The sequence below is a fragment of the Burkholderia sp. LMG 13014 genome, from assembly GCF_905232215.1.
Classification (GTDB): Bacteria; Pseudomonadota; Gammaproteobacteria; order Burkholderiales; family Burkholderiaceae; genus Burkholderia.
Genome location: NZ_CAJNKE010000001.1, coordinates 20,459 through 42,266 on the forward strand (window position 1 = coordinate 20,459; position 21,808 = coordinate 42,266).

Genomic DNA, 21,808 nt, shown 5'->3' on the forward strand with positions numbered 1-21,808 from the left:
TAGTGACCAATATAGTCAATGGTCACATACGGTGCCGGTTCAAGGGGCGAGGCTGCGGAGCACCAGACTCGACAACTGCGCGGGCGCGGCGTCGGTCGTGTCGAGGTTGTACTGCAGCAGCAGCGGATTCATGTACGGTCGCATCACGAGGAAGATCGCCGTCGCGGTTTCGTCCAGCGGCGTCTTGCGCTCGAACTCACCGCTTTGCCGGCCCGCCTGGAGCACCTCCTGCAGCAGCTTCTGCACCCGCGCCTCATAGGCCTGCACCGACTGCCAGTTGCCGGTGGCGGCCGACGCGGCGATGTCGTACAGCTTGCGGTCGCGGAAGAACAGCCGCAGGCTCGCTTCGGTAAAGACCTTGAACATGCGCCGGAGCTTTTCGGTGGGCAGTTCCGCTTCGGCGACGGCGGCGCGCACGTCGGTTTCGATTTCGTACAGGCAGTTCGCGCAGATCATCTCGCCGATCGCCTGTTTCGACTCGAAGAACTTGTAGATATAGGCCTTCGAGAAACCGATGGCCTTCGCGAGGTCGGACACGGTCGTCTTTTCATAGCCGTACCGGCTGAAGTGCTCGGTGGCGGCGGCCACGATCTGGTCCCGCACGTCGTGATCGGCCGGGCCGCGCGCGGGAGCCGGGGAAGCGGTGTTTTCTTTCATGGGTTACGGCTGGCAGGGATGGACAACGAGTGACTATTTGGTATTATAGTCACCACCTGGTCTTTGCTAAAACCGTCATGCTACCGAAACCCATCGTTGCCGCGGCGCTTGCCGCGTTCCTGTCGACGGGATGCGCCGTCGGTCCCGACTACGTGCGGCCGGACATCGCCATGCCGCAGCGCTTCCAGGGCCAGAGCGCCGTGGAGCAGCGGCACGCGGCGGCCGAAGCGGAGCTCGCGACTTGGTGGACGGGTTTCGGCGATCCACAGTTGACCCGGTTCGTCACGCTCGCGCTCGCGCAGAACCTCGATCTCGCGCAGGCCGCGGCACGCGTCGCGCAAGCGCGTGCCGGGCTCGGTGCGGCCAATGCGGCGCTGTTGCCTTCGGGCAATGTGACCGGTCAAGCCGCGCGCGTTTACCAGTCGGTCGAAACGCCGTTGGGGCGCGTGCTGAATTCGACGCCCGGTTTCGACCGTCACGGCAACGACTACGAGGCCGATTTCAACGCAAGCTGGGAACTGGATGTGTTCGGCGGGTTGCGCCGCGGGCGGGAAGCCGCGCTCGCCGACTATCAGGCCTCCGAAGCGGCGGCGGTCGCGTCGCGCCTTGCCGTGGCCGCGCAGACGGCGGACCTCTACATCACGATTCGCGGGTTGCAGGGCCGGCTGAAGGTCGCGCGGCATCAGGTGCAGACCGAACAGGATCTGTTGTCGACCATCAATCTGCTGTATGGAAAGGGGCTCGCGGCGGAGCTTCAGGTCAGGCAGGCCGAAGGCGCGCTCGCTCAGGTTCGCGCAACGGTGCCGGTGTTCGAAGCGGCGCTGGACGCGGCGATGAATGCGCTCGACGTGATGCTCGGCTCGCCACCCGGTACGTATCGAGCGGAATTGCTCGACGGCGGCGACGTGCCGGCTGCACCGCGGATCGCGGCGACGGGAACGCCTGGCGAACTCCTCAGGCGGCGGCCCGACCTGATCGTCGCCGAGCGGCGTCTTGCGGCGTCTTGCGGCGTCGAACGCGCGCATCGGCGTGGCCATTGCCGAGTATTACCCGAAGTTCTCGCTGAGCGGGTTGATCGGTAGCGCGACGACGATGGGCGCGGGCAACCTGTTTGCCGGCGGCGCGAATCAGGCTGCCGGCGTGCTCGGCCTGCGCTGGCGTTTGTTCGACTTCGGCCGCATCAATGCGCAGATCGCGCAGGCCAAAGGGCAGGATGCCGAAATGCTGGCTGCGTATCGGCTAGCGGCGCTGCACGCCACCGAGGACGTCGAAAACGCGTTCTCGGCACTCGTCAAACGCGACGAACAGGCGGCCGTTCTCGCTGACGGCGTCGATTCGCTCGGCCGCGCGAGGGCCGCGTCGTTCGCGGCGTACCAGAAGGGCGTCGTCAGCCTGGTCGAAGTGTTGCAGGCCGATGAAAGCCTGCTGCGCGCATCGGACGCGCGCGTGCAGGCGAAAACCGAAGCGGCTCGGGCGTCGGTGGCTGCGTTCAAGGCGCTCGGCGGAGGATGGCAAGGGGCGGCGTCCGAAGCCGTCGCCAGTCGATAACGGCCGTACGTACCGACGCCTTGGCGGGGCGTGACGTCGTCGTCCCTGTTCGTTGTGCGATGAGTGCTCTGGAACATGCGACCCAAGCGGATGACACGTGCGGAAAGCCGCGAACTCACCCGTCGGGACCTGCTCGACGCTGCCGCGCTGTGCATAGCCGAGAAGGGACTGGCGGCATCGAGCGTCGAAGACATTGTTGCGCGCGCCGGGTACACGCGCGGCGCGTTCTACGCGAACTTCAGGAGCAAGCGCGAGCTTTTCGTCGAACTTCTTCGCGTCAAGCATCGCAACATTCAAGAAAATCTGGAGACGTTACTGCAGGATGCTGCGGTATCGTCCGAAGCTGTTCAACAGCAGTTCGCTTTGCTGTATGCGCGCTGCTATTCGAGCAGCGTCGATTACGTCGTTTGGGCCGAGGCCCGCCTGCAGGCAGAGCGCGATGCGTACTTGCGCGAGCATGTGGAGGCCATGTGTGTTGAACGACGCGACATGATTGCACGCTTCTTTGATCGAGGATGCAAGTGTCGTGGCACTGGAGCAGCGGCCTCGTCCGCCGATCGCGCGCTTATCGTGATCGCGATCATGGATGGCCTGCGATACTTGGGGAGATCGTAATTTCCGTGCATGCTTTCGGTTGGAGCGATCTGGCGGGGCGACTGGCCAGGCCAAAGTAGGGCGTTTCAGAGGGTTGTGGATGGCGCGCGATCGGTGCGGCAACCAGAAAAATGAGCGCCCCAGTTCCTTCATTCCGGCAGCCCATCATGAAGCCGGCACGATGTGGAACCTCATCACGCCGCTCCGATTGCCCGCTCAAACCCAGATTTCGCACAAGCCTTGTTATCAGGACAGCACGATCCTGAGCATGAACTCGCGGGCCGGGCCACACGCGGACCGCAGCGCTCTCGCCGAAATTGGCCAAGCGACAGTTGATGGCAGACTTCGCAACGCGGCGGCCGCTGACAACGTCAATTTGCGCTTTTGCGAAGCGTCAGACCATTCCGACTTTGACACGAAGTGATGCAGCGACGGGTGCCGCGCGCGCTCTTGGCCATTGCCTCGTATTTGACGCATCGTTACGCCAGCGGGATTATGAGAGCAACGATGTGACGATGCGCTCTATTAGACCCGCTGTTCCATGTCGTAAGACGGATTGCTTCTCACCCACGAAACGCCCGGATCCGTCCCCACGGGATTGAGTGGCTGCGTCACAAATGCGCCGACGCTTGTTTTGGGGGTGGATCATGCAACAGCAATCGTTATCGACAAATCCCCCTTCGTCAGAAGCCAACGTCGATGACGTTGAACGGCGTTTCAGGTCGCTTGCGGATGCGATACCCCATATCGTATATACGGGCACGCCGGATGGTTCGGTCGACTACGTCAGCCGGCGGCTCGAAATGTATACAGGACTCGATTTTGCGCAAGTGGAGGGTTGGAATTGGACTTCGACGCTGCACCCGGATGATGTGCAACGCGCGATCGAGGCCTGGAATAACGCGCGGGCGAACGGCAGCGAATATGAAGTGGAAGTGAGGATAAAGCGAATATCCGACGGTACCTATCGTTGGCATCTGGATCGGGCATCGCCGTTAAAAGATGCGAAAGGTAATGTCGTCAAGTGGGTTGGGACTGTCACCGACATCGAGGATCGCAAGCGGGCGCTGGCCGCGGCCGAGCGAGCCAATCGTGCGAAATCGGACTTCCTGTCCAGCATGAGCCACGAGTTGCGTAGCCCACTCAATGCGATCCTGGGTTTTGCCCAACTCATGGCGTCCGAGTCGCCACCGCCGACCTCGTCGCAACAGGCGAGCATCGACCAGATTCTGCGGGCAGGATGGCATCTGCTCGAACTGATCAACGACGTGCTCGATCTGGCGAAGATCGAAGCCGGGCAAGTCGCGATTTCGCCTGAACCCGTATCGCTGGGCGACGTCCTGCGGGAGTGTGAGTCGATCATCGTAACGCAGGCTCGGCAACGGGGCATTCGTGTGACCTTTCCGCAGATCGAGCCGCCGTGCCATGTCCGCGCCGACCGCACGCGCGTCAAGCAGGTCCTCATCAATCTGTTGTCGAACGCCATCAAGTACAACCGTCCGTCGGGCACGGTCGATGTCGACTGCAGCACGCCTGTGCCGGGCCGGGTTCACGTGAGCGTCGGCGACACGGGCCCAGGTTTGTCCCCGGATCAGCTGGGTCGACTCTTCCAGCCGTTCAACCGCCTGGGACAGGAAGCGGGCGCGGAAGAGGGCACGGGCATCGGTCTCGTGGTCGCAAAACGACTGATGGAATTGATGGGCGGCGGCATCGGTGTCGACAGCACGCTTGGAACGGGCAGCGTCTTCTGGATCGAACTCGATGCGGCGCCCGCCCCGGAAATGGTGGCGACGCTCGCCACACAGCCTGCCATGCCGGCCCGAGGCGCGACCGGCGACGATGCCGCAGAGGCGCCCGTGCATACCGTGCTCTATATCGAGGACAATCCCGCCAACCTGAAGCTCGTCGAACAACTGATTGCGCGGCACGCGGACCTGCGCATGCTCGGTGCCGTGACGGGACGGCTCGGCGTGGAACTGGCGCGTAGTGTGCACCCGCGAGTGATCCTGATGGATATCAACCTGCCCGATATCAGCGGCATCGAAGCGCTGGACCTGTTGCGCAAGCATCCCGAGACGGCGGATATTCCCGTTGTCGCGCTCAGTTCGAATGCGATGGCGCATGATATCGAGCAAGGCATGCAAGCGGGTTTCTTCCGCTATCTGACCAAGCCGATCAAGATCGATCCATTCATGGATGCGCTGGCCGATGCCATTGCGCTGGCTGTAGGACGGAAATAGTCGGGGGGCAGGTTGCCAGGTAGCGAACCATGATCGATTCGTCAGCAATCCTCGACGCCCGGATCCTGGTCGTCGACGATCTGGAGGCCAATATCCTGCTGCTCGAGCAGATCCTGCGGCGGGCGGGGTATGCGCACGTCGAGTCGACGATGGATGCGTCCGCCGTTTATGGACTTCATCGCCGGTACCCCTACGATCTGATCCTGCTTGATCTGCAGATGCCCGGCACGGACGGTTTCCAGGTCATGGAAAGCCTGAAGTCGCTCGAGGCGGACAGCTATCTCCCGGTCATCGTGATCACCGCCCAGCCGGCCCACAAGCTGCGCGCGTTGCAGGTCGGCGCGAAGGACTTCATCAGCAAGCCATTCGATCTGGCGGAAGTGCTGATGCGGGTTCGCAACATGCTGGAAGTTCGGTTGCTGCACCGGGAGTTGCGCAAGCGCGGTGACGCGCTCGAGCAGAAGGTGCGGGAAGTGGAGGCGAGCCATGAGCTGATCAGCCGTCAGAGCGACGAACTCAGGCAGCTTTACGCGAAGGTCGTCGCCGAGCAGAAGGTATCGGAGCGGCTGCTGCTCAACATGCTGCCTTATCCTATCGCCGAGCGGCTGAAATCGCATCTCGACGACATCGCGGGGAGTTTCCCTGAAGTGATTGCGGACCGCTTTCCCGAGGTATCGGTGCTGTTCGCGGATATCGTGGATTTCACCGGTTTCTCGGCCGACATGCGTCCCGAGCAGCTCGTCGAGATGCTCAACGAGATCTTCACCGGCTTTGACATCATTGCCGATCACCGCGGCCTCGAGAAGATCAAGACGATCGGTGACGCGTACATGGCGGCCGCGGGGCTGCCCGTTCCAGCCGAGGACCACGCGATGCGGGCCGCGAATATGGCGCTCGACATGATCGACGCGATGGCCCGCTTCAACGCGGTCCGGCGCTGCAACCTGCAATTGCGGATCGGCATCAACAGCGGCGAGGTTGTGGCCGGCGTGATCGGCAAGCGCAAGTTCATCTATGACCTGTGGGGGGCGGCCGTCAATCTCGCGAGCAGGATGGAATCGCAGGGCGTCGCCGGGCGCGTGCAGGTGACGGAGGCGACGCGTGCAATGCTGGGTGAATCGTTCGCCTTCGAGGAGCGTGGCTTGATCGCGGCGAAAGGGATGGGCGAATTCCGCACGTGGTTCCTGGTCGGCAGGAACGGCGTGTCGGCAATTTGAGGCTACCTCGGCGGGTCGCCAGGGGAGGCGCAATCGGCTCCCCAGCCTCGCACACATTACGCGACCGCGGCCCCGGATGCTTGGGTATCTTTGACGGTATCGTCGCTACGCGACCGCGCGAAAGGGGGCGAGTCGACGGGCTGCCCGCCGATCTGCGGGGGTGTCGCGCGCCCGGCTGGCGTTCGAATGGCGTGCAGGCGGATGAGCGGGCGCCCGACGCAACGGGCATCTTGCGCAGAGATGTCCGCAGATGATGGAGGGCCCGGGCCGGCCGCGCACACGACGCCAGTCGGCATGCGCAACGGCGCAGTCGGCCTGAATATCTGCAGAGAGTGGCGCATAATCTTTTGATGTCGACCCTTGGCTGGAAGAGGGTTTTATGCGCTGCGCACTATGCGGTTCCGAGAATCCTCCCGGTGCGAGGTTCTGCCAGGAATGCCAGGCCGTGCTGCCCCGCACGTGTCCGCAATGCGGCCACGACACAGCGCCGGCGGCCCGCTTCTGCAGCCATTGCGGGGCGTCGCTGGTTGCGACCACGGCCGCGTCGCCGCCGTCCCGGCCACCGGGTCGGGAGCCGCCACCGACGCCCGTTCATTACACCCCCGATCATCTTGCCGAGCGCATCCGTGCCGAACACGCGGCCATGGAAGCGCGCGGCGAACCCGCCGGCGAGCGCAAGACCGTTACCGCGCTGTTTGCGGACATGGCCGGGTCGACCGCGCTGATCCACGATCTCGATCCCGAAGTGGCGCATCGCCTGATCGTGCCGGTGGTCGGGCTGATGATGGAAGCGGTCCATTACTACGAAGGGTACGTAGCCAAATCGCTCGGCGACGGCATCCTCGCGCTGTTCGGCGCACCGATTGCCCACGAAGACCACGCACAACGCGCGCTCTTCGCGGCATTGCGCATGCAGCAGGCGATGCGGCAGCATGGCGATCGCATTCGTCTGCAGGAAGGCATTCCGCTGCAGATTCGTGTCGGCGTTCACACCGGCGAAGTCGTCGTTCGTTCGATCCGCACCGACGACCTGCACACCGATTACGACCCGCTCGGGCATACGATCCACATCGCGTCGCGGATCGAGGGCATTGCCGCACCGACGTCGATTCTCGTCAGCGAGTCCACCCACCGGCTGGCCGAAGGCTATTTCGAGTTCAAGGCGCTCGGGGCGACGCAGCTCAAGGGCATTCCGGCGCCGCTGCACGTATACGAGGCGCTTGGCCTCGGTGCGTTGCGTACGCGCCTGCAACGGGCGGCACACCGCGGTCTTGCGCGCTTCGTGGGCCGGGAAACGGAAATGGAGCACCTGAACCGGGCTCTGGAGGACGTGAGGGCCGGGCAGGGGCGCATGGTCGGCGTGGTGGGGGAGGCCGGCGTCGGCAAGTCTCGCCTGTTCCACGAGTTCAAGGAACGTTCACGGCGTGGCGCACTCGTGCTGGAGACGTTTTCGGTATCCCATGGCAAGGCGTTTCCCAATTTGCCGCTTATCGAACTCCTGAAGAATTACTTCCAGATCACGACGCAGGACGACGAGCGGCGCTGCCGGGAAAAGGTCATCGGCAAGGTGCTCACGCTCGAGCGCAGTTTCGAGGACCTCGTGCCTTACATCCTCTATCTGCTTGGCATCGGTGAAGGCGGGCCGGTACTCGTCGAGATGGATGCGCAGATCCGGCGCGAGCGTACCTTCGATGCGATCGGACAGCTTCTTGCGCGGGAGAGCCGGAATCAGCCGGTCTATTTGCTGTTCGAGGATCTGCAATGGCTGGACCGCGAAACGGAAGCCTTCCTCGCCTACCTGATCGACCGCGTGCCGGACGCACGCATCCTGCTTCTGGTGAACTACCGGCCCGAGTATCGGCCCGCGTGGGCCCGCGCGGCGCATGGGAGCACGCTCCGGCTCGAACCGCTGGGCCCCTCGGATGCGCAAGGACTGCTCGCGGCGCTGCTCGGCGAAGATCGCTCGCTCGTGCCGCTGAAGCAACTCATTCTGGAGAAGACGGAAGGCAACCCGTTCTTCATGGAGGAAGTGGTCCGGACGCTCGTCGAGGAGCGCTCGCTGCTCGGCGAGGCCGGGCGCTATCGCATCGTGGAGACGCCGGCGACGCTGCACATTCCGACCACCGTGCAGGGCGTGCTCGCCGCCCGGATCGACCGGCTTCCGATCGAGGAAAAGGAACTGCTGCAGGCACTCGCGGTGATCGGCCACGAGTTTTCGTTCAACCTGATCCAGCGAATTTGCGGCGACGAACCGGCGCGGGGCGACGAACTGCGGCGTCTGCTCGCGCATCTGGAGGCGGCGGAGTTCATCTACGAGTGCCCGGCCTTTCCGGAAGTCAATTACTCGTTCAAGCACGCGTTGACCCAGGAGGTGGCCGGGCGCTCGTTGCTCACGGAGCGGCGTACCACGCTGCACGAGCGCACCGCACAGGCGATCGAGGTACTGTTTCCGACGCGCATCGCCGATTACTGCAGCGAACTCGCGCACCACTACAGTCAGAGCGGCAACATTCCGAAGGCGGTCGAATACCTGCATCGTGCGGCCCAGCAGGCGTTGCGCCATGCAGCCCATCACGATGCGATGCACCACCTCGGCGCGGCGCTGGCGTTGTTGAAGGGCTTGCCCGACACGCCGATGCGCGCGCATTGGGAGCTGACGCTGCTGCTTTCCCTCGGGCCGGTCCTGATGGATGTCCGCGGGTATGGCGCGAACGAGGTGGGCGCGACCTATATGCGCGCCCTCGAGTTGTGCGAGCGCACCGGCGACGCGTCGCAACGCTTCGCGACGCAGTTGGGATTGCGGATGCATCACGTGGTGCGCGGCGAGTATGCGCTCGCCATCGAGCTGGGCATGCAGATGCTCAATACGGCGCAGGATGCGAACGATGCGGGCTTTCTCATCGAGGCACACAGCGCGCTGGGTTCGTGCTTCTTCCTGCAGGGCGACTTCGACGCGGCTCGCACCCACATGGAACGGGCGCTGGCGCTTTACGATCCGGAGCAGCATCAGGCGCACGTGTTTGCGCACGGCGTGGATCCCGGCATCCGGGCACTCAGTTTCCTCGTGCTGATTCTGTGGATACAGGGGTATCCCGACCAGGCGCTCAAACGCAGCGGCGAAGCGCTTGCGCTCGCACAGAACCTTTCGTATGGGCCTTCCCTGGCGTTCAGCCTGACTTACACGGCGCACCTGCATCAACTGCGGCGGGAGCCGGTGCAGGCCGCCGAGCGCGCGGAAGCGGTCATTGCCGTGTCGACCGAGCACGGATTGCCGTACTGGCTCGCATGGGGGACGCTGCTGCGAGGCTGGGCGACGAGCGTGCAAGGCAACCTCCAGGACGGCATTGCGCAGATGCGGCTGGGCCTCGACGCGCAACGGGCAGCCGGCGGCGAAGACCAGCGTCCGTATTCTCTCGCGTTGCTCGCCAACGGTTATTGGCGCGCGGGAGACAGGCGGGCAGCAACGGGCATGTTGGAGGAGGCCCGGGCGATCGTCGAGAAAACCGGCGAGCATTGCTACGAGGCGGAGCTGTACCGGCTCACCGGACTCTATCTGGCCGGCGAGGCAGGCACGGCACCTGAACGCGACGACGAAGCCGCCGACTGCTTTCTCAGGGCGATCGCACGGGCGCGCCAGCAGGGTGCCAGGGCGCTGGAACTGCGGGCAGCGTCGGACCTCGCCCGGCTATTGCAGCGGCAGGGCAAGACCGCGGACGCAACTCAAGCGCTGTACGACGTATACGCCTGGTTCACGGAAGGCTTCGATACAAGCGACCTGCAAGAGGCCAAAGCGCTGCTGGACGCATTGGACGCGCACGCGGGATGAATGGACCTGCGGCGTACGACGACGCATCGTGTGACCACGTGCTGTTCGCGAACCGCCGCTGCTCGAGGAGACAGGCATGATAACCAAGCACACTCGACGCCGCCACGATGGTGCGCGCAAACCGATCGCGCTGGCGCTGCAGGGCGGCGGGATGCACGGCGCATTCACCTGGGGCGTGCTCGACCGGCTGCTCGAGGACGGCCGGCTTGACATCGAGGGTGTCAGTGCAACCAGCGCCGGCGCGATGAATGCCGCCGTGTTCGCATACGGGCTGCTGAAGGGGGGCGAGGACGGTGCGCGTGAGGCGCTGCACGACTTCTGGCAGGCGGTCGCCCGATCGGCGGAGCACTACAATCCGTTGCGCTGGGCGCCGTGGCTGAAGGGCACGCACAGCTTCGGGCTCGATCACTCGCCGCTCTATGCGTTTGCCGACATGATGCTGCGCGTTTTCTCGCCTTACCAGTTCAATCCGAACAACCTGAATCCGCTGCGCGAAGTGCTCGAAAGCCAGGTCGACTTCGACGCGCTGCGCAAGCATTGCCCGATCCGGTTGTATCTCTGCGCAACCAACGTCGAGACGGGGAAGATCCGCCTCTTCACCGGAGAGGATGTCTGTGCGGACGCTGTACTGGCATCGGCATGCGTGCCGACACTGTTCCAGGCGGTCACGATCGACGGCGAGTTCTACTGGGACGGCGGCTACATGGGCAATCCGGCCATCTATCCGCTCATCTACAACTGCACGACGCGCGACGTCGTGATCGTGCACATCAATCCGCTCGTACGCCGCGGCGTACCCGTCACGGCAGCGGAGATTCTCAACCGGATCAGCGAGATCAGCTTCAACTCGTCGCTGATGCGCGAGATGCGAGCCATCGCGTTCGTCACCGAGCTGATCCAGCAAGGCACGATCAAGCGCGGCGAGATGAAGGAAATGCTGATCCATTCCATTCGCGCCGACGACGCGCTGAGCGCGTTGAGTGTATCGAGCAAGTACAACGCGGACTGGGGGTTCCTGAGCGAGCTGCATGACCACGGACGACGCGAAGCGGATGCGTGGCTCGCGCATCACTACGGAAATATCGGACAGCGGTCGAGTATCGACATTCGCAGGGAATTTCTCTGAGCGCATCGCGGTAACGTCGGCGTGCGGCGATCGTGTCGTGCCGCCACGAGCCAAGGAGCGAACGTGAACCAGACGCAGGCGCGGTTCGTCGCGTTGTGGGCGTGCAGTGGCGGGAAACATGCCGAGTATGTCTATGACACGCTGGCGCGAAGCTATGCGGAGCCGGCGCGGCATTACCATACGCTCGCGCATGTGCGGCGATGCCTGCGTCATGTCGACCTCGCGCGTGACTGGATTCCCGAACCGGATGTGGTCGAACTCGCGCTCTGGTTCCACGACGTGATTTACGTGCCGGGCGCGAAGAACAACGAGCAGCACAGCGCCGACTGGTTCCGGCACCTGGCAGCGGGGCAGATCGGCGCGTGCGACCGGATCTGCGCGATGATTCTCGCGACGACCCACGCGGGAACCGTTGCGGAACTGGATACCCGTTTCGTGTGCGACATCGACCTGGCCGCGCTGGGCGCTTCCCGCAGGCAATTTCGCGAAGACGGCCGCCTGCTCCGGGCCGAGCGCCCCGATCTCGACGACCGGGCTTACGACTTTCATGAACGGACGATTCTTCGCTGGCTGCTCGTCCGCCCGCGTATTTATCTGACGGATTTCTTCCATGCGCGCTGCGAAGCGCGTGCGCGCAGCAATCTGAGCTGGCGGCTGGGCCTGCCGATCCGCGAGTGACGACGGGCGTTCTCGATGGCGCCATGTGCAAGTGCCTGTCGCGACCTGGCCGGCCTGCGTCACGATTCCGCGGTTGCCGGCGCCGGCACGTTCCGGCTCGAACCGCACCGCGCGACCCCGATCGGCGCGGCACGCCGCAGCACGTGGCGCTGTCGATCCTGTTCCTGACCATCGCCACATGCGGCATCCTCGCGCTGATGCCGATCGACTGGACCTTTCCGGGGCAGATCCTGTCCGGTACGGCTGCGGCCGCCGGCATTGCGCCGATCAACTCGGTGGGCAACCTGTTTGGTTTCGCGGGCTCGATGATCACCGGCATGGCCAAGGAAATGACCGGCAACATCAACAACGGCACCTATGCGCTGGGCGTCTGCCTGCTGGTCAGTTGCGTGCTGATCGCGTTTATTCCGCGCGACGTCCTGCAGCCGCCGGCCAGCCGGCAGGTGCTTCGCAGTCCGCGGCGTTGCGGGGTTTTCGCATCGCGCCGGCCCGGCAGCGGACGCGACAGGCAACGCGTGGGCGGATCGAAACGTTCGCCGCCATCCCGCCGCTGCGAGACAGGTCGACGAAGTTGGCGAGTGCATCCCGGGCCGGATTGAACCGATCGATTCCCGTGCAGAAATTTTATATCAGGGGGGGAGCGGAGAGTCTTGCACGCATTGGCTTGGGTCACGGCCACCATTCAAAGTTAAATGGATGGTGAAGTTTTCCGGGTGGTCCGGTCGGGTCCGCAGTAATTCATTCACGCCCGGTCTGACGCTTCGGGGATGCCGACATCGTCTCGTGGGCGAACGATTCCGGTTATGGTTTGGCGAGTTCCATCTGGACGGCTGATGTCGGGCGAGCCATGCGCGCGAGCGCCGAGCTTCAGTATGGGTGCACATGGGTGAATCGCCATTTCAACCTGATTTTGGAAATGCCGCACGGCGGCATGAAGATTTCGGGCTATGGCACGGATAGTTCGATGTATGCCCTTGAGGACCATAGCTGCGTCCGGCATGTGACGATTGCCAATTAGATCGCTCCCTGGGTGGCTAATACGTTCGACGCGCATATGCAGGACCGCGCGGGATACGGTCGATTATTTTCGATGTGCCGCATAGCAATCGAATGAAGCCAATGAATCGAAATTCTGGATGCTCAATCGGATCAGGCACAATAGAGCCGGAATCGGTGATCTGAAAAGGCCCATGCTTGCGTGTGCCGAATCAAGCACGGCGGAAGCGCCCGCTATTCCTCGAAACAGAGGATGGAGAATCGTCCATCCGGTCGTCGCGTTATCCAATACGAAAGATTGCCTCTGCCGTTGCTTGGCGGCAATGCCGTCGTATTGCCGCGGTGGAGCAATGCTGGGTTGAGGCGGCGCGGCGACCGATGGCGACCGACGGCGGGGGCTCGGTGGCTGTCATGCAGGTGTCCGGTTTCGACGAATCAGGCGTCGTCACCCGTTTCGAATCGATCTGTTCGAAGGGTAAACGCCAACGCAGTTATTTCAACTACATGGAGCAAAGAATGAAGAGGATCATGATCGGACTGGTTGCGCTTGCCATATCCGCAACCGGGTTTGCCAAGGAATGGACGACGATTCGCATTGGCGTCGACCCGTCTTATCCTCCGTTCGAATACAAGAAGCCGTCCGGCGAATTGACTGGCTTCGGCGTGGACCTCGGCAATGAAGTGTGCAAGCGCCTCAACGCGAAATGCCTGTGGGTCGAAAATGCATTCGACGGCATGATTCCCGGCCTGAAGGCGCGGAAATTCGACGCGGTCCTGTCGTCGATGTCGATGACGCCTGCGCGATTGAAGCAAATCGATTTTTCGAACAAGACGGCGCACGCACCGACGTTTCTTGTCGCGAAAAAGGGCTCGGGTATCGAGCCGACGCCGGCATCGCTCAAGGGTAAAGCCGTCGGCGTGCTGCAAGGCTCGATGCAGGAGACGTATGCGAAGGCGCATTGGGAAGGTATCGGCGCGCGCATCCTGTCGTATCAGAACCAGGATCAGGTGTATGCCGACCTGACCAACGGCCGGCTCGATGCTGCGTTGCAAAACGGCGTGCAAGCATCGCGCGGTTTCTTGAATACGCCGCAAGGCAAGGACTACGCGTTCGCGGGCGGTGAGCTGAACGATCCGAAGATTTTCGGACCGGGTCAGGGCATCGGCATTCGCAAGGAAGACACGGACCTGAAGGACAAGATCAACACGGCGCTCGCCGCGATCCGTGCCGACGGGACGTATGACAAGATCGCCAGTCGCTATTTCAATTTCGACATCTACGGCAATTGAGCGCGTGCGCGTCCTGCCCGTCGCACCGAGTGACGGGCGCGTGACGTAGCCGGCGCGGCGGAACGAAGCGGCCGCATGACAATGTGTCCGCCGCGCCGAAGCATGTGTGAAGGGTGACCCTGGCCCACAAAACTGTCGTACCCGGAACGAGGCAGAAGTGAGAGACGAAGACTTTGATCTCTTTATCGAGACCTTCTCTGAGGCCACTAGCCGGGTCGAGGTTCCGCACGCGAGTTTCGACAGGTTCGCGAATAGGTTGCCGGATCAGCTCCTGAAGTATTGGGAGCAAGAAGGTTGGGGTGGCTATGCTGATGGCCTGTTCTGGATCGTGAACCCGGAGAAGTATCAAGATATCCTTAATATCTGGCTGAAGGGCACGATCTTTGAGGAAGCCGATAACTATCATGTCATCGCTCGAACAGCTTTCGGGAAGCTGTATGCGTGGGGTGAAAAGACTGGGCCGAGCCTGACGGTTTCATGCCCTACGCATTCTCTGATTGCTCTGGAGAAGGATATGAAGGGGCCGCTCAAGAATCCGGACTTTCGTGTTCAAACCTTCTTTGGCGCCAAGACGCGGAGCGAATGTGACTTCAAGGATGAGTCGAAGCAGCCGTTGTTCAAACGCGCAGTCGGCAAGCTTGGACAGCTTGAGCCGAACGAGATGTATGGCTTTGAGCCGGTTCTGATCGCCGGCGGTCAAATGAATCTCGATCATCTGAAAAAGGTGGATCTCGATGTCCATTTGACGATTTTACGGCAGCTTGCAGCGCCGAAGATGCCATTCATTAGCAATCCGACTTGATTCCGTGTACGGTAGGGATGGCAAAGAGGATCAGATGAGGGATGGCGACCTTGAATTTTTCACCGATCGCCATGCCCTGACGTCTGTTCCCTGACCATGTGCAGGGTATGCACCGGCTGCGCAAGGACGGCATCACGGCATCTTCAGACGAGACGGTGGATAGGGAGCTGGCATCATCCGCGAATCGTAGGCGGGCTTTTCGACACCCAGCAGTGATAGAAGCGGTGGATCAAAGCAATTCTCCGGAAAGAAGTTGCTGAAGTAGGAAACGTCTTCGCCACGGTCCATCCTCTCGAACATGGCTTCGATGGGCCCCCAATAGTATCGCCAGGAAAAAACGTCAAGCTCGCGTTGTCGATCTGGCGGAAGCGCATCGATTGCAATCGCGCTCAACCCGTCACGAGTGAACTGATAGGCACGCCAAAGCGAGTCGATCAGGAAATTCGGCGCACTGGGCGAGAATGCGACATAGTCCACGCCGGCTCGGTCTCGATATCCTGCAATGCGGGTAAATGCGCGGAAGGACGGGACTGCTGCCATGCTATCTGGATCGCGCAATTCAAGCTGATAGTAATAGAACAAGGTCTCCGTGGCTTCGTCATGCCGGATGAGCAGCTTGTTTCCGGGATTGTGGTAGTGCCCGGTTGCCGGGTCTATATAGCCACCGGAACTATCCCGCTGCAGGCCCGGCTTCTTGCCGAAAATGCATCGAACGTCGTCGATCAACGCATCACCCCAGTCTTCATAGAATCGGGTCAACTGTTCATTGCTGATCGCTACTGAAGCATAGATACCAACCGGTTCCATCTGTTCGCTCCGTCAGGTTTTGACCTCATCAAAACAGCATGATTATCTGATCAAACTCTGGCGTCGCACAACGCGTGACGACGCGGACTGCCGGCGCTGAAACAGTACCGCGGGCGAGTTGAAACCGGGCTTCGCGACGCGGCCGGAAGTGACGTTTCCAATGTCAGTAACAAGATGCGTCCCAGGTCACTTTCTCTGCATCGGGTTCGTGCGTTTTTGCATATGAGATGGGTTTTTTCGTCTCTACGCCGTGGAAATCCAAGCCAATACACTCGGTAACGGTATCGCGGAACGGCGCTCTGCGTTTCGCAACCGCGCGTCGACAGGAATGCAGTGCATCTCGCGTGGGATAGCGACCGCGCTGCAGATGCACGATGGTGACTTGCCGGATGATGCGATCGAGTGCCGTTTTTGCCGCAGCGGCTCCACGAGGTACCGCTCGAAGCACAGCGCATGACGATTGTGCGGCGGCCATGACATGACCACCGGCAATGCTCAACGATAAATGAAGCAGATAACAAAGTGTGCGACCGCACTGAGTGAGACAGCGATGACACGATTTACTCCTTCCGCGCAGGCTTTTCTCGACGCACGCGATCTGCTGCTGCAGCATCGCACCGACTACGAGCGCGCGTACGCCGAGTTCACCTGGCCTGAACTTGAGACATTCAACTGGGCGCTCGACTATTTCGATGTGATGGCCGAGCGTAACGACAATCCGGCGTTATGGATCGTCGACGATCCGGCCGGGTCGGGCAACACGTTCACGTTTGCGCAGATGGCCGAGCGCTCGTCACGCGTGGCCAACTTCCTCAGAGGGCTGGGGGTGACGCGTGGAGACAGGCTGCTGCTGATGCTGCCGAATCGCGTCGAACTCTGGGACGTGATGCTGGCCGCGATGAAGCTCGGTGCCGTCGTGCTGCCAGCCACGACCCAACTGTCCGCGGACGATGTTCGCGAGCGGGTGGAAGTGGCCGGGGCGCGTTTCGTCGTTGTCGATGCGGCGGAACTCGGGAAGTTCGACGCGCTCGATGTCGACATGACGTTCATCGCGGTCGGCGCTGCGCCGGGCGCAGCACGTGGCTGGATCGACTTCGGCCGCGCATATGAAGCGAGCGCCTCGTTCGAACCGGACGGTCCGACGAAAGCGACCGATCCATTGCTGCTGTACTTCACGTCGGGCACGACGTCGAAGCCGAAGCTCGTCGAGCATACGCATCAAAGCTATCCGGTCGGACACCTCTCGACGATGTACTGGATCGGGCTGCAGCCGGGTGACGTGCACTGGAACATCAGCTCGCCGGGCTGGGCGAAGCACGCGTGGAGCTGCTTCTTTGCGCCGTGGAATGCGCAGGCGTGCGTGTTCGTCTACAACTATGCGCGCTTCGTACCGAAAGAGACGCTGGATGTACTCGTTCGTTGTGGGGTCACGACGCTCTGTGCGCCGCCGACCGTCTGGCGGATGATGGTGCAAGAGCCGCTTGCGTCGTATCCGGTGAAGCTGCGTGAGATCGTCGGTGCGGGCGAACCGCTGAATCCGGAGATCATTGAGCGGGTGCGGCATGCATGGAACGTCACGATCCGCGACGGCTTCGGCCAGACCGAAACGACCTGCCAGATCGGTAATTCTCCGGGCCAGCCCGTCGTCAACGGATCGATGGGGCGGCCGTTGCCCGGGTACCGTATCGAACTTGTCGATGCAGACGACCAGCCCGCGAGCGAAGGCGAAATTGCGTTGCCTCTCGAGCAGCGTCCGGCCGGCTTGATGACCGGCTATGCGAACAACGAGCAGGCGACCGCGCATGCGATGCGCAACGGCTTGTACCACACGTCGGACGTTGCACTGCGTCTTGACGATGGCTATTACGTGTACGTCGGTCGTGCGGACGACGTGTTCAAGTCATCCGACTACCGGTTGAGTCCTTTCGAGCTGGAGAGCGTGCTGATCGAGCACGAGGCGATCGCGGAGGCGGCCGTGGTGCCAAGTGCCGACCCGCTGCGTCTGTCGGTACCGAAGGCGTTTGTCATGGTGCGCCACGGTTACGATGCCGGCCCCGATCTCGCTCGTGAGGTATTTCGCTTCTCGCGCGAAAAGCTTGCACCGTATAAGCGGATTCGGCGACTCCAGTTCAGCGATCTGCCGAAGACCATCTCAGGAAAAATTCGCCGTGTCGAATTGCGGCGGCTGGAAATGGAACGCGATTCAGGAGCCGGGCGATTCGCGGACGAGTATTGGGAAGAAGATTTTCCCGAGTTGCGCTGACCTTGTACCGTCGGGGCCGGGCACGACGCATTCGCGCCCGGCCCCGATTTCTCCTTGATGCCGCAATGCAGGTTTGCCCGCCGACCGGGGCGATCGATCGCGCGTGTCAGTGACCGCGTACACGCAGGTGCCGGCCGAGGAACTCGACGGTGTGTCCGAAGGCCTGCGAAGCGCTCTCCTCGTGGTAATGAAGAGGGTCTCCTTCACGATCGAATCCGTCTCCGGTCGGGTAAAGGCGAATCTGTACAGACGCGGAACCATTGTCAACGGAGACCGGCTGCGAGGACGGACATTGCGGGTCCAGCGTGCCGCAATGCGCCAGCACCGGTCCGGTTCCGTCCTGCGGCGACACGGGTGTCGGCACGCCGTAATACACGACGCACGGTAGCGACATCTTGCGGGCTGCGGCGAGCGCAACCGCGCCTCCCCAGCCGTATCCAACGATTGCAATCTCGCCGGCGTGACCGATCGCGTCAGCGGCGGTCGCGACGAGCTCGGCCGCGGTGTCGACTCCGAGTGTCGCTGCGAGCTTGTTGCCACGCTGGTAGTCGTCGGCCGCATAGTGGTCAAGTTCGACTTCACGCTCGACCTGGTCGAACAGTGCGGGCACGACCGTCAGATATCCTTCGGCGGCGTATCGTTCGGCGATGTTGCGCATGTCGGCGTTGACGCCGAATATTTCGTGTACCAGCACGATTCCGCCGACCGGTTTGTCGTCCGGCTCGGCGGACCATCCATTCATCGGTCCATGTGTGCTCACCAGCGTGATCCAGTGACTCATCCATACCTCAGACAGTGCGATTGATCGGGAACATCCTGGAGGATTGTGATGCAACCTTCAAAAAATAAACAGTATAGTCTGTTTCTTTTTTTGCTGGCTTGTCCGATTCAGTTCAACAGCCCATAGGCGCGCGCCTTGGCGAGCGCCGCAGAGCGGTTTCGCACACCGAGCTTGCCGTAGAGGTTCCGGAGGTGCCATTTGACGGTCGGGAGGCTGAGCGAAAGCTGGTCCGCCAGCGTCTGGTTGCTCAGTCCTTCGTTGACGAGACGCAGGAGTTGGGTTTCGCGCGAGGTGAGCGGCTGGACCACATCGACGGGCCCGGCTGCCGAACTGAAGGCGCCGGTAACATCGCCGTCGTCATCGCTTTGCGATTGACCGCAAATTGCGTGAAGCCGGTCGAGAAAATCGATTTCGGCGGGGCGAATCAACGCGAAATCGCGAGCGCTCGCTTTGGCGATAAGCTTGCCGACGGCTCGTTGATACAGGATGAACGGATAGACGAGCGAGCCGGTGTGTGCCAGACCGATTGCGCGTGACAGTGCTCGCGTCGCTTCCCGCTTTCTTCCCGCGCGGGCATAGGCATCCATCGATGCGAGCAGGAGGGACACGCGATCGCTGGTGCGCCCTTGCGTGGTGGCGAGTCGCATTGCGGCATCGATCGTGTCATGGGCCTGTTTGAAAAGACCTTTCGCAATGGCCAGCTCGATACCGACGAGCAACCAGTCGCTGCGCTCGCGCATCCCTGTCGCGTGCGTGCGGTTGCCGGACTGAATGACCCGGCCGGCGAGTTCGATTGAATCGGTCTCGGCTTCGATGCCGGCATGCAGGCGTCGCCGGATGCGTTGCGCCGACAACACGGTCATGATGCGAGGTGCGTACCGGCGCGCAATTTCGTCAAGGGATGAATCAGTCGTGTCGGCGAATTCGCCATCCGGCTTCATGGCCACGCACGCGCCGAGCCCGAGTTCGGTGGTCATGGGAACGCCGTAATGATTGGCGGGCTGCATGCTGCGCTCGAGCGGCGGGCGTGCGTCGGCAAACTTGCCTTGATCGGTCAGCGCACGGGCATGCACGCTATCGATGATGGCCAGCACGGGAGAGCTTTCCCCGATTTCAGACAGGACGCGGGCTCGCACGTTGCCCAGGATCCGGTCGGCGAGATCCGGTCGCGCGCGAGACAGGGCGAGGGCCGCGCGCAAAATGCCGATCCACGCGCGCAGGAAGATGCTGTGCGATCGTTCGATCGCGCCGTCCGCAGCATCCAGATGCCGCTCGCTTTCGGCCAGATCCCCGCGGTCCAGGGCAGCCAGGGCGGCCACCGCAGTTACGGTGCCGACCTGAAGCGGGTCGTAGTGCCTGGTGTCGTTCAGCCACGCCAGCGCCTCGTCGTGAGCGGCGTCCAATGCATCCGTCGATACCGCCAGCACGATTCTCAGGAAAGAGAGATCGGCCGTTTCGAGTGCGGCCGAAGGTGGGGCGGGATCTTCCGAGAGGCGCCGATCCAGCATTTCCAGTGCGGATCCCGCTTTTTCATACTGCATCAAATGGCACAAGGCCCAGACATACCAACCTTGTGCCTGAACCGGCAAATCGCCGCCGAGACTGAGCAATTTTTCAGTCCACTCGACGAACAATGACATTTGTCCGCAGTCTGCCGCGACGTGCCGAGCGATGCGACCGATCAGACTTTCGGCCCGTTTTACGTCCGGCGCCTCGAGTGCGCTCCCCAATGCCGACACGTAGTCCTTGCGATCCTCGTACCAGCGAGCCGCATTCTTCAATACCTCGGACCGGCGTGCGGGAGACAGGCGGTCTTTCGCTTCCTGCAGCAGGTACTCGCGAAGCAGCGTGTGCAAGCGAAACCATCGACGGCCGACGCCGATCGAAAAGATCAGCAGGTTGCGCTGCAGCAGGTCGTCCAGCCAGTCGCGAGCGTTAGGATTGCCCGTGATGAACTCCGCCAGCTCCACGTTGAATTCGCGCACGAGCGCGACCTCCATCAGGAAGTGCACCCGGGCGGGATCGATGATGGACAGGACGCGCTCGGTGAGCACGCGGGAAATGTCTTTCTGGTCACCGTTGAAATCACGCAGCGGCGTTGGCGGAAAGTGCGCCGAAGCGGTGTCGCAGGGAAACTGCTGCTGTTCCGACATCAGAACCTGGGCCAGGCGCACGGCCGCAGGCCACCCCTCGGTGTGCGCATGGATCTCCTGAACCGCCCTGTCGTCAAGCCCCGCGAATCCCGACAACGAGAACAGTTGTCTTGTCTCGTCGCGGTTGAAACCGAGTTGGTCGGGCCCAAGCAACAGACCATCCACCTCGAGTTTCATCCGGACGAAATCGATGGGGAGGTTACGCACGCTGGAGACGACCAGGCGCACATCCGGCACGCGATGAAACGTCAGGCGTTCGATGAAGGCGGAGACCATCGGATCGATGCACACATCGAGGTTGTCGATGAACAGGATCGTGCGCCCGCGCAGCTGGCGCAGGTCGCCGACGATTGCCTCCAGCGCGTGATTGGGGTCAAGAATGTCGACCGGGTCCGCGACGGGACTGGCCGGCTGCGCATGCCGGTCGTCTGTCGTGTGCGACGCGTCCGTCAGGGCCTGTCGAAGGAGCGCCAGGACGGAGCGGACATCTCGCTCCCGCTCGTCGAGCGAGAGCCAAAGGCAACGCTCGTCGCCGGAGCGCAGCCAGCGGTAGATTGCACTCAACAGGACCGTTTTCCCGTAACCGGGCGGTGCCGTGACCACCGTGAGGCGGGGAAGCGCCCGCGCGCGTAGCAGCGCAAACGCGCGGGTCGGCACGCGCTCGAAGCCGAAATCAGGGGGCGCAAGCCGTCCGCGGGACCAATTGTTCCAGTTCATCGAGTTCAGTGCTTCCAGGCGTACGTCATTGACGTGGTTGCCGCGTATGGGATGGATGCGGGTCAACCGCTCGGGTACCCCAGTTCAACTGCCGGACGGTCTTTCCATTTTGC

General features: G+C 62.3%; 15 protein-coding genes and 2 pseudogenes. 13 read left to right on the forward strand and 4 right to left on the reverse strand.

Translation table 11 applies throughout. From position 1 onward, the window contains the following. Nucleotides 1-39 precede the first annotated feature (39 nt). Complete coding sequence (locus JYJ84_RS00110; protein ID WP_122950318.1) at nt 40-657, reverse strand: TetR/AcrR family transcriptional regulator; 618 nt, start codon at nt 655-657, stop codon at nt 40-42. Between the two features lie 77 nt (nt 658-734). Between JYJ84_RS00110 and JYJ84_RS00115 the strand changes: the two are divergent. The 12 genes and pseudogenes from JYJ84_RS00115 (at nt 735) to JYJ84_RS00170 (ending at nt 14,974) form a co-directional block, all read left to right on the forward strand. Beyond that, nucleotides 735-2,205: pseudogene (locus JYJ84_RS00115) on the forward strand (efflux transporter outer membrane subunit). Nucleotides 2,206-2,280: 75 nt separating this feature from the next. Beyond that, complete coding sequence (locus JYJ84_RS00120; protein WP_175221984.1) at nt 2,281-2,820, forward strand: TetR/AcrR family transcriptional regulator; 540 nt, start codon at nt 2,281-2,283, stop codon at nt 2,818-2,820. Nucleotides 2,821-2,899: 79 nt separating this feature from the next. Beyond that, a complete protein-coding gene (locus JYJ84_RS00125) occupies nt 2,900-3,223 on the forward strand; it encodes a hypothetical protein (RefSeq protein WP_175221983.1) in 324 nt (107 codons plus the stop codon). Nucleotides 3,224-3,446: 223 nt separating this feature from the next. Then, on the forward strand, nt 3,447-5,039 hold the full coding sequence (locus JYJ84_RS00130) for a PAS domain-containing hybrid sensor histidine kinase/response regulator (protein WP_175221982.1): 1,593 nt from the start codon (nt 3,447-3,449) through the stop codon (nt 5,037-5,039). Between the two features lie 29 nt (nt 5,040-5,068). Beyond that, nucleotides 5,069-6,256 carry an adenylate/guanylate cyclase domain-containing protein gene (locus JYJ84_RS00135; protein WP_175221981.1) on the forward strand — a complete coding sequence of 396 codons (1,188 nt, stop codon included), beginning with the start codon at nt 5,069-5,071 and terminating at the stop codon, nt 6,254-6,256. A gap of 379 nt (nt 6,257-6,635) precedes the next feature. Continuing rightward, nucleotides 6,636-10,082, forward strand: coding sequence for an adenylate/guanylate cyclase domain-containing protein (locus JYJ84_RS00140; RefSeq protein WP_175221980.1), 3,447 nt, complete (start codon nt 6,636-6,638; stop codon nt 10,080-10,082). Between the two features lie 76 nt (nt 10,083-10,158). Continuing rightward, a complete protein-coding gene (locus JYJ84_RS00145; protein WP_175221979.1) occupies nt 10,159-11,208 on the forward strand; it encodes a patatin-like phospholipase family protein in 1,050 nt (349 codons plus the stop codon). A 63-nt stretch (nt 11,209-11,271) separates the two neighbouring features. After that, nucleotides 11,272-11,886 carry a hypothetical protein gene (locus JYJ84_RS00150; protein WP_175221978.1) on the forward strand — a complete coding sequence of 205 codons (615 nt, stop codon included), beginning with the start codon at nt 11,272-11,274 and terminating at the stop codon, nt 11,884-11,886. A 140-nt stretch (nt 11,887-12,026) separates the two neighbouring features. Next, nucleotides 12,027-12,326 (forward strand): annotated as a pseudogene (locus JYJ84_RS00155) (MFS transporter); the annotation flags it as partial. Nucleotides 12,327-12,661: 335 nt separating this feature from the next. After that, nucleotides 12,662-12,904 (forward strand): aldehyde dehydrogenase family protein, encoded by a 243-nt coding sequence (locus JYJ84_RS00160; protein ID WP_175222006.1) that lies wholly within the window; start codon nt 12,662-12,664, stop codon nt 12,902-12,904. Nucleotides 12,905-13,398: 494 nt separating this feature from the next. Then, nucleotides 13,399-14,172, forward strand: a complete 774-nt coding sequence (locus tag JYJ84_RS00165; RefSeq protein ID WP_122950660.1) for an ABC transporter substrate-binding protein — start codon at nt 13,399-13,401, stop codon at nt 14,170-14,172. A 157-nt stretch (nt 14,173-14,329) separates the two neighbouring features. Next, nucleotides 14,330-14,974 (forward strand): GAD-like domain-containing protein, encoded by a 645-nt coding sequence (locus tag JYJ84_RS00170; protein WP_122950328.1) that lies wholly within the window; start codon nt 14,330-14,332, stop codon nt 14,972-14,974. A 132-nt stretch (nt 14,975-15,106) separates the two neighbouring features. On the opposite strand, the gene JYJ84_RS00175 is transcribed toward JYJ84_RS00170, so the two are convergent. Next, nucleotides 15,107-15,781 carry a hypothetical protein gene (locus tag JYJ84_RS00175; protein WP_122950329.1) on the reverse strand — a complete coding sequence of 225 codons (675 nt, stop codon included), beginning with the start codon at nt 15,779-15,781 and terminating at the stop codon, nt 15,107-15,109. A 550-nt stretch (nt 15,782-16,331) separates the two neighbouring features. Between JYJ84_RS00175 and JYJ84_RS00180 the strand changes: the two genes are divergently transcribed. Then, nucleotides 16,332-18,044, forward strand: coding sequence for an AMP-binding protein (locus JYJ84_RS00180; RefSeq protein ID WP_122950330.1), 1,713 nt, complete (start codon nt 16,332-16,334; stop codon nt 18,042-18,044). Between the two features lie 106 nt (nt 18,045-18,150). Here JYJ84_RS00180 and JYJ84_RS00185 read toward each other — a convergent pair whose 3' ends face one another. Both JYJ84_RS00185 and JYJ84_RS00190 read right to left on the reverse strand, forming a co-directional pair. Continuing rightward, complete coding sequence (locus tag JYJ84_RS00185; protein ID WP_175221977.1) at nt 18,151-18,825, reverse strand: dienelactone hydrolase family protein; 675 nt, start codon at nt 18,823-18,825, stop codon at nt 18,151-18,153. 107 nt (nt 18,826-18,932) lie between these two features. Next, complete coding sequence (locus tag JYJ84_RS00190; RefSeq protein ID WP_175221976.1) at nt 18,933-21,761, reverse strand: LuxR C-terminal-related transcriptional regulator; 2,829 nt, start codon at nt 21,759-21,761, stop codon at nt 18,933-18,935. Between the last annotated feature and the right edge of the window lie 47 nt (nt 21,762-21,808).

Bases quoted from the DNA above. Each gene is read 5' to 3' on its own strand.
- JYJ84_RS00110 (WP_122950318.1), bottom strand. From the start codon at position 657: ATGAAAGAAAACACCGCTTCCCCGGCTCCCGCGCGCGGCCCGGCCGAT.
- JYJ84_RS00120 (WP_175221984.1), top strand. From the start codon at position 2,281: ATGCGACCCAAGCGGATGACACGTGCGGAAAGCCGCGAACTCACCCGT.
- JYJ84_RS00125 (WP_175221983.1), top strand. From the start codon at position 2,900: ATGGCGCGCGATCGGTGCGGCAACCAGAAAAATGAGCGCCCCAGTTCC.
- JYJ84_RS00130 (WP_175221982.1), top strand. From the start codon at position 3,447: ATGCAACAGCAATCGTTATCGACAAATCCCCCTTCGTCAGAAGCCAAC.
- JYJ84_RS00135 (WP_175221981.1), top strand. From the start codon at position 5,069: ATGATCGATTCGTCAGCAATCCTCGACGCCCGGATCCTGGTCGTCGAC.
- JYJ84_RS00140 (WP_175221980.1), top strand. From the start codon at position 6,636: ATGCGCTGCGCACTATGCGGTTCCGAGAATCCTCCCGGTGCGAGGTTC.
- JYJ84_RS00145 (WP_175221979.1), top strand. From the start codon at position 10,159: ATGATAACCAAGCACACTCGACGCCGCCACGATGGTGCGCGCAAACCG.
- JYJ84_RS00165 (WP_122950660.1), top strand. From the start codon at position 13,399: ATGAAGAGGATCATGATCGGACTGGTTGCGCTTGCCATATCCGCAACC.
- JYJ84_RS00175 (WP_122950329.1), bottom strand. From the start codon at position 15,781: ATGGAACCGGTTGGTATCTATGCTTCAGTAGCGATCAGCAATGAACAG.
- JYJ84_RS00180 (WP_122950330.1), top strand. From the start codon at position 16,332: ATGACACGATTTACTCCTTCCGCGCAGGCTTTTCTCGACGCACGCGAT.
- JYJ84_RS00185 (WP_175221977.1), bottom strand. From the start codon at position 18,825: ATGAGTCACTGGATCACGCTGGTGAGCACACATGGACCGATGAATGGA.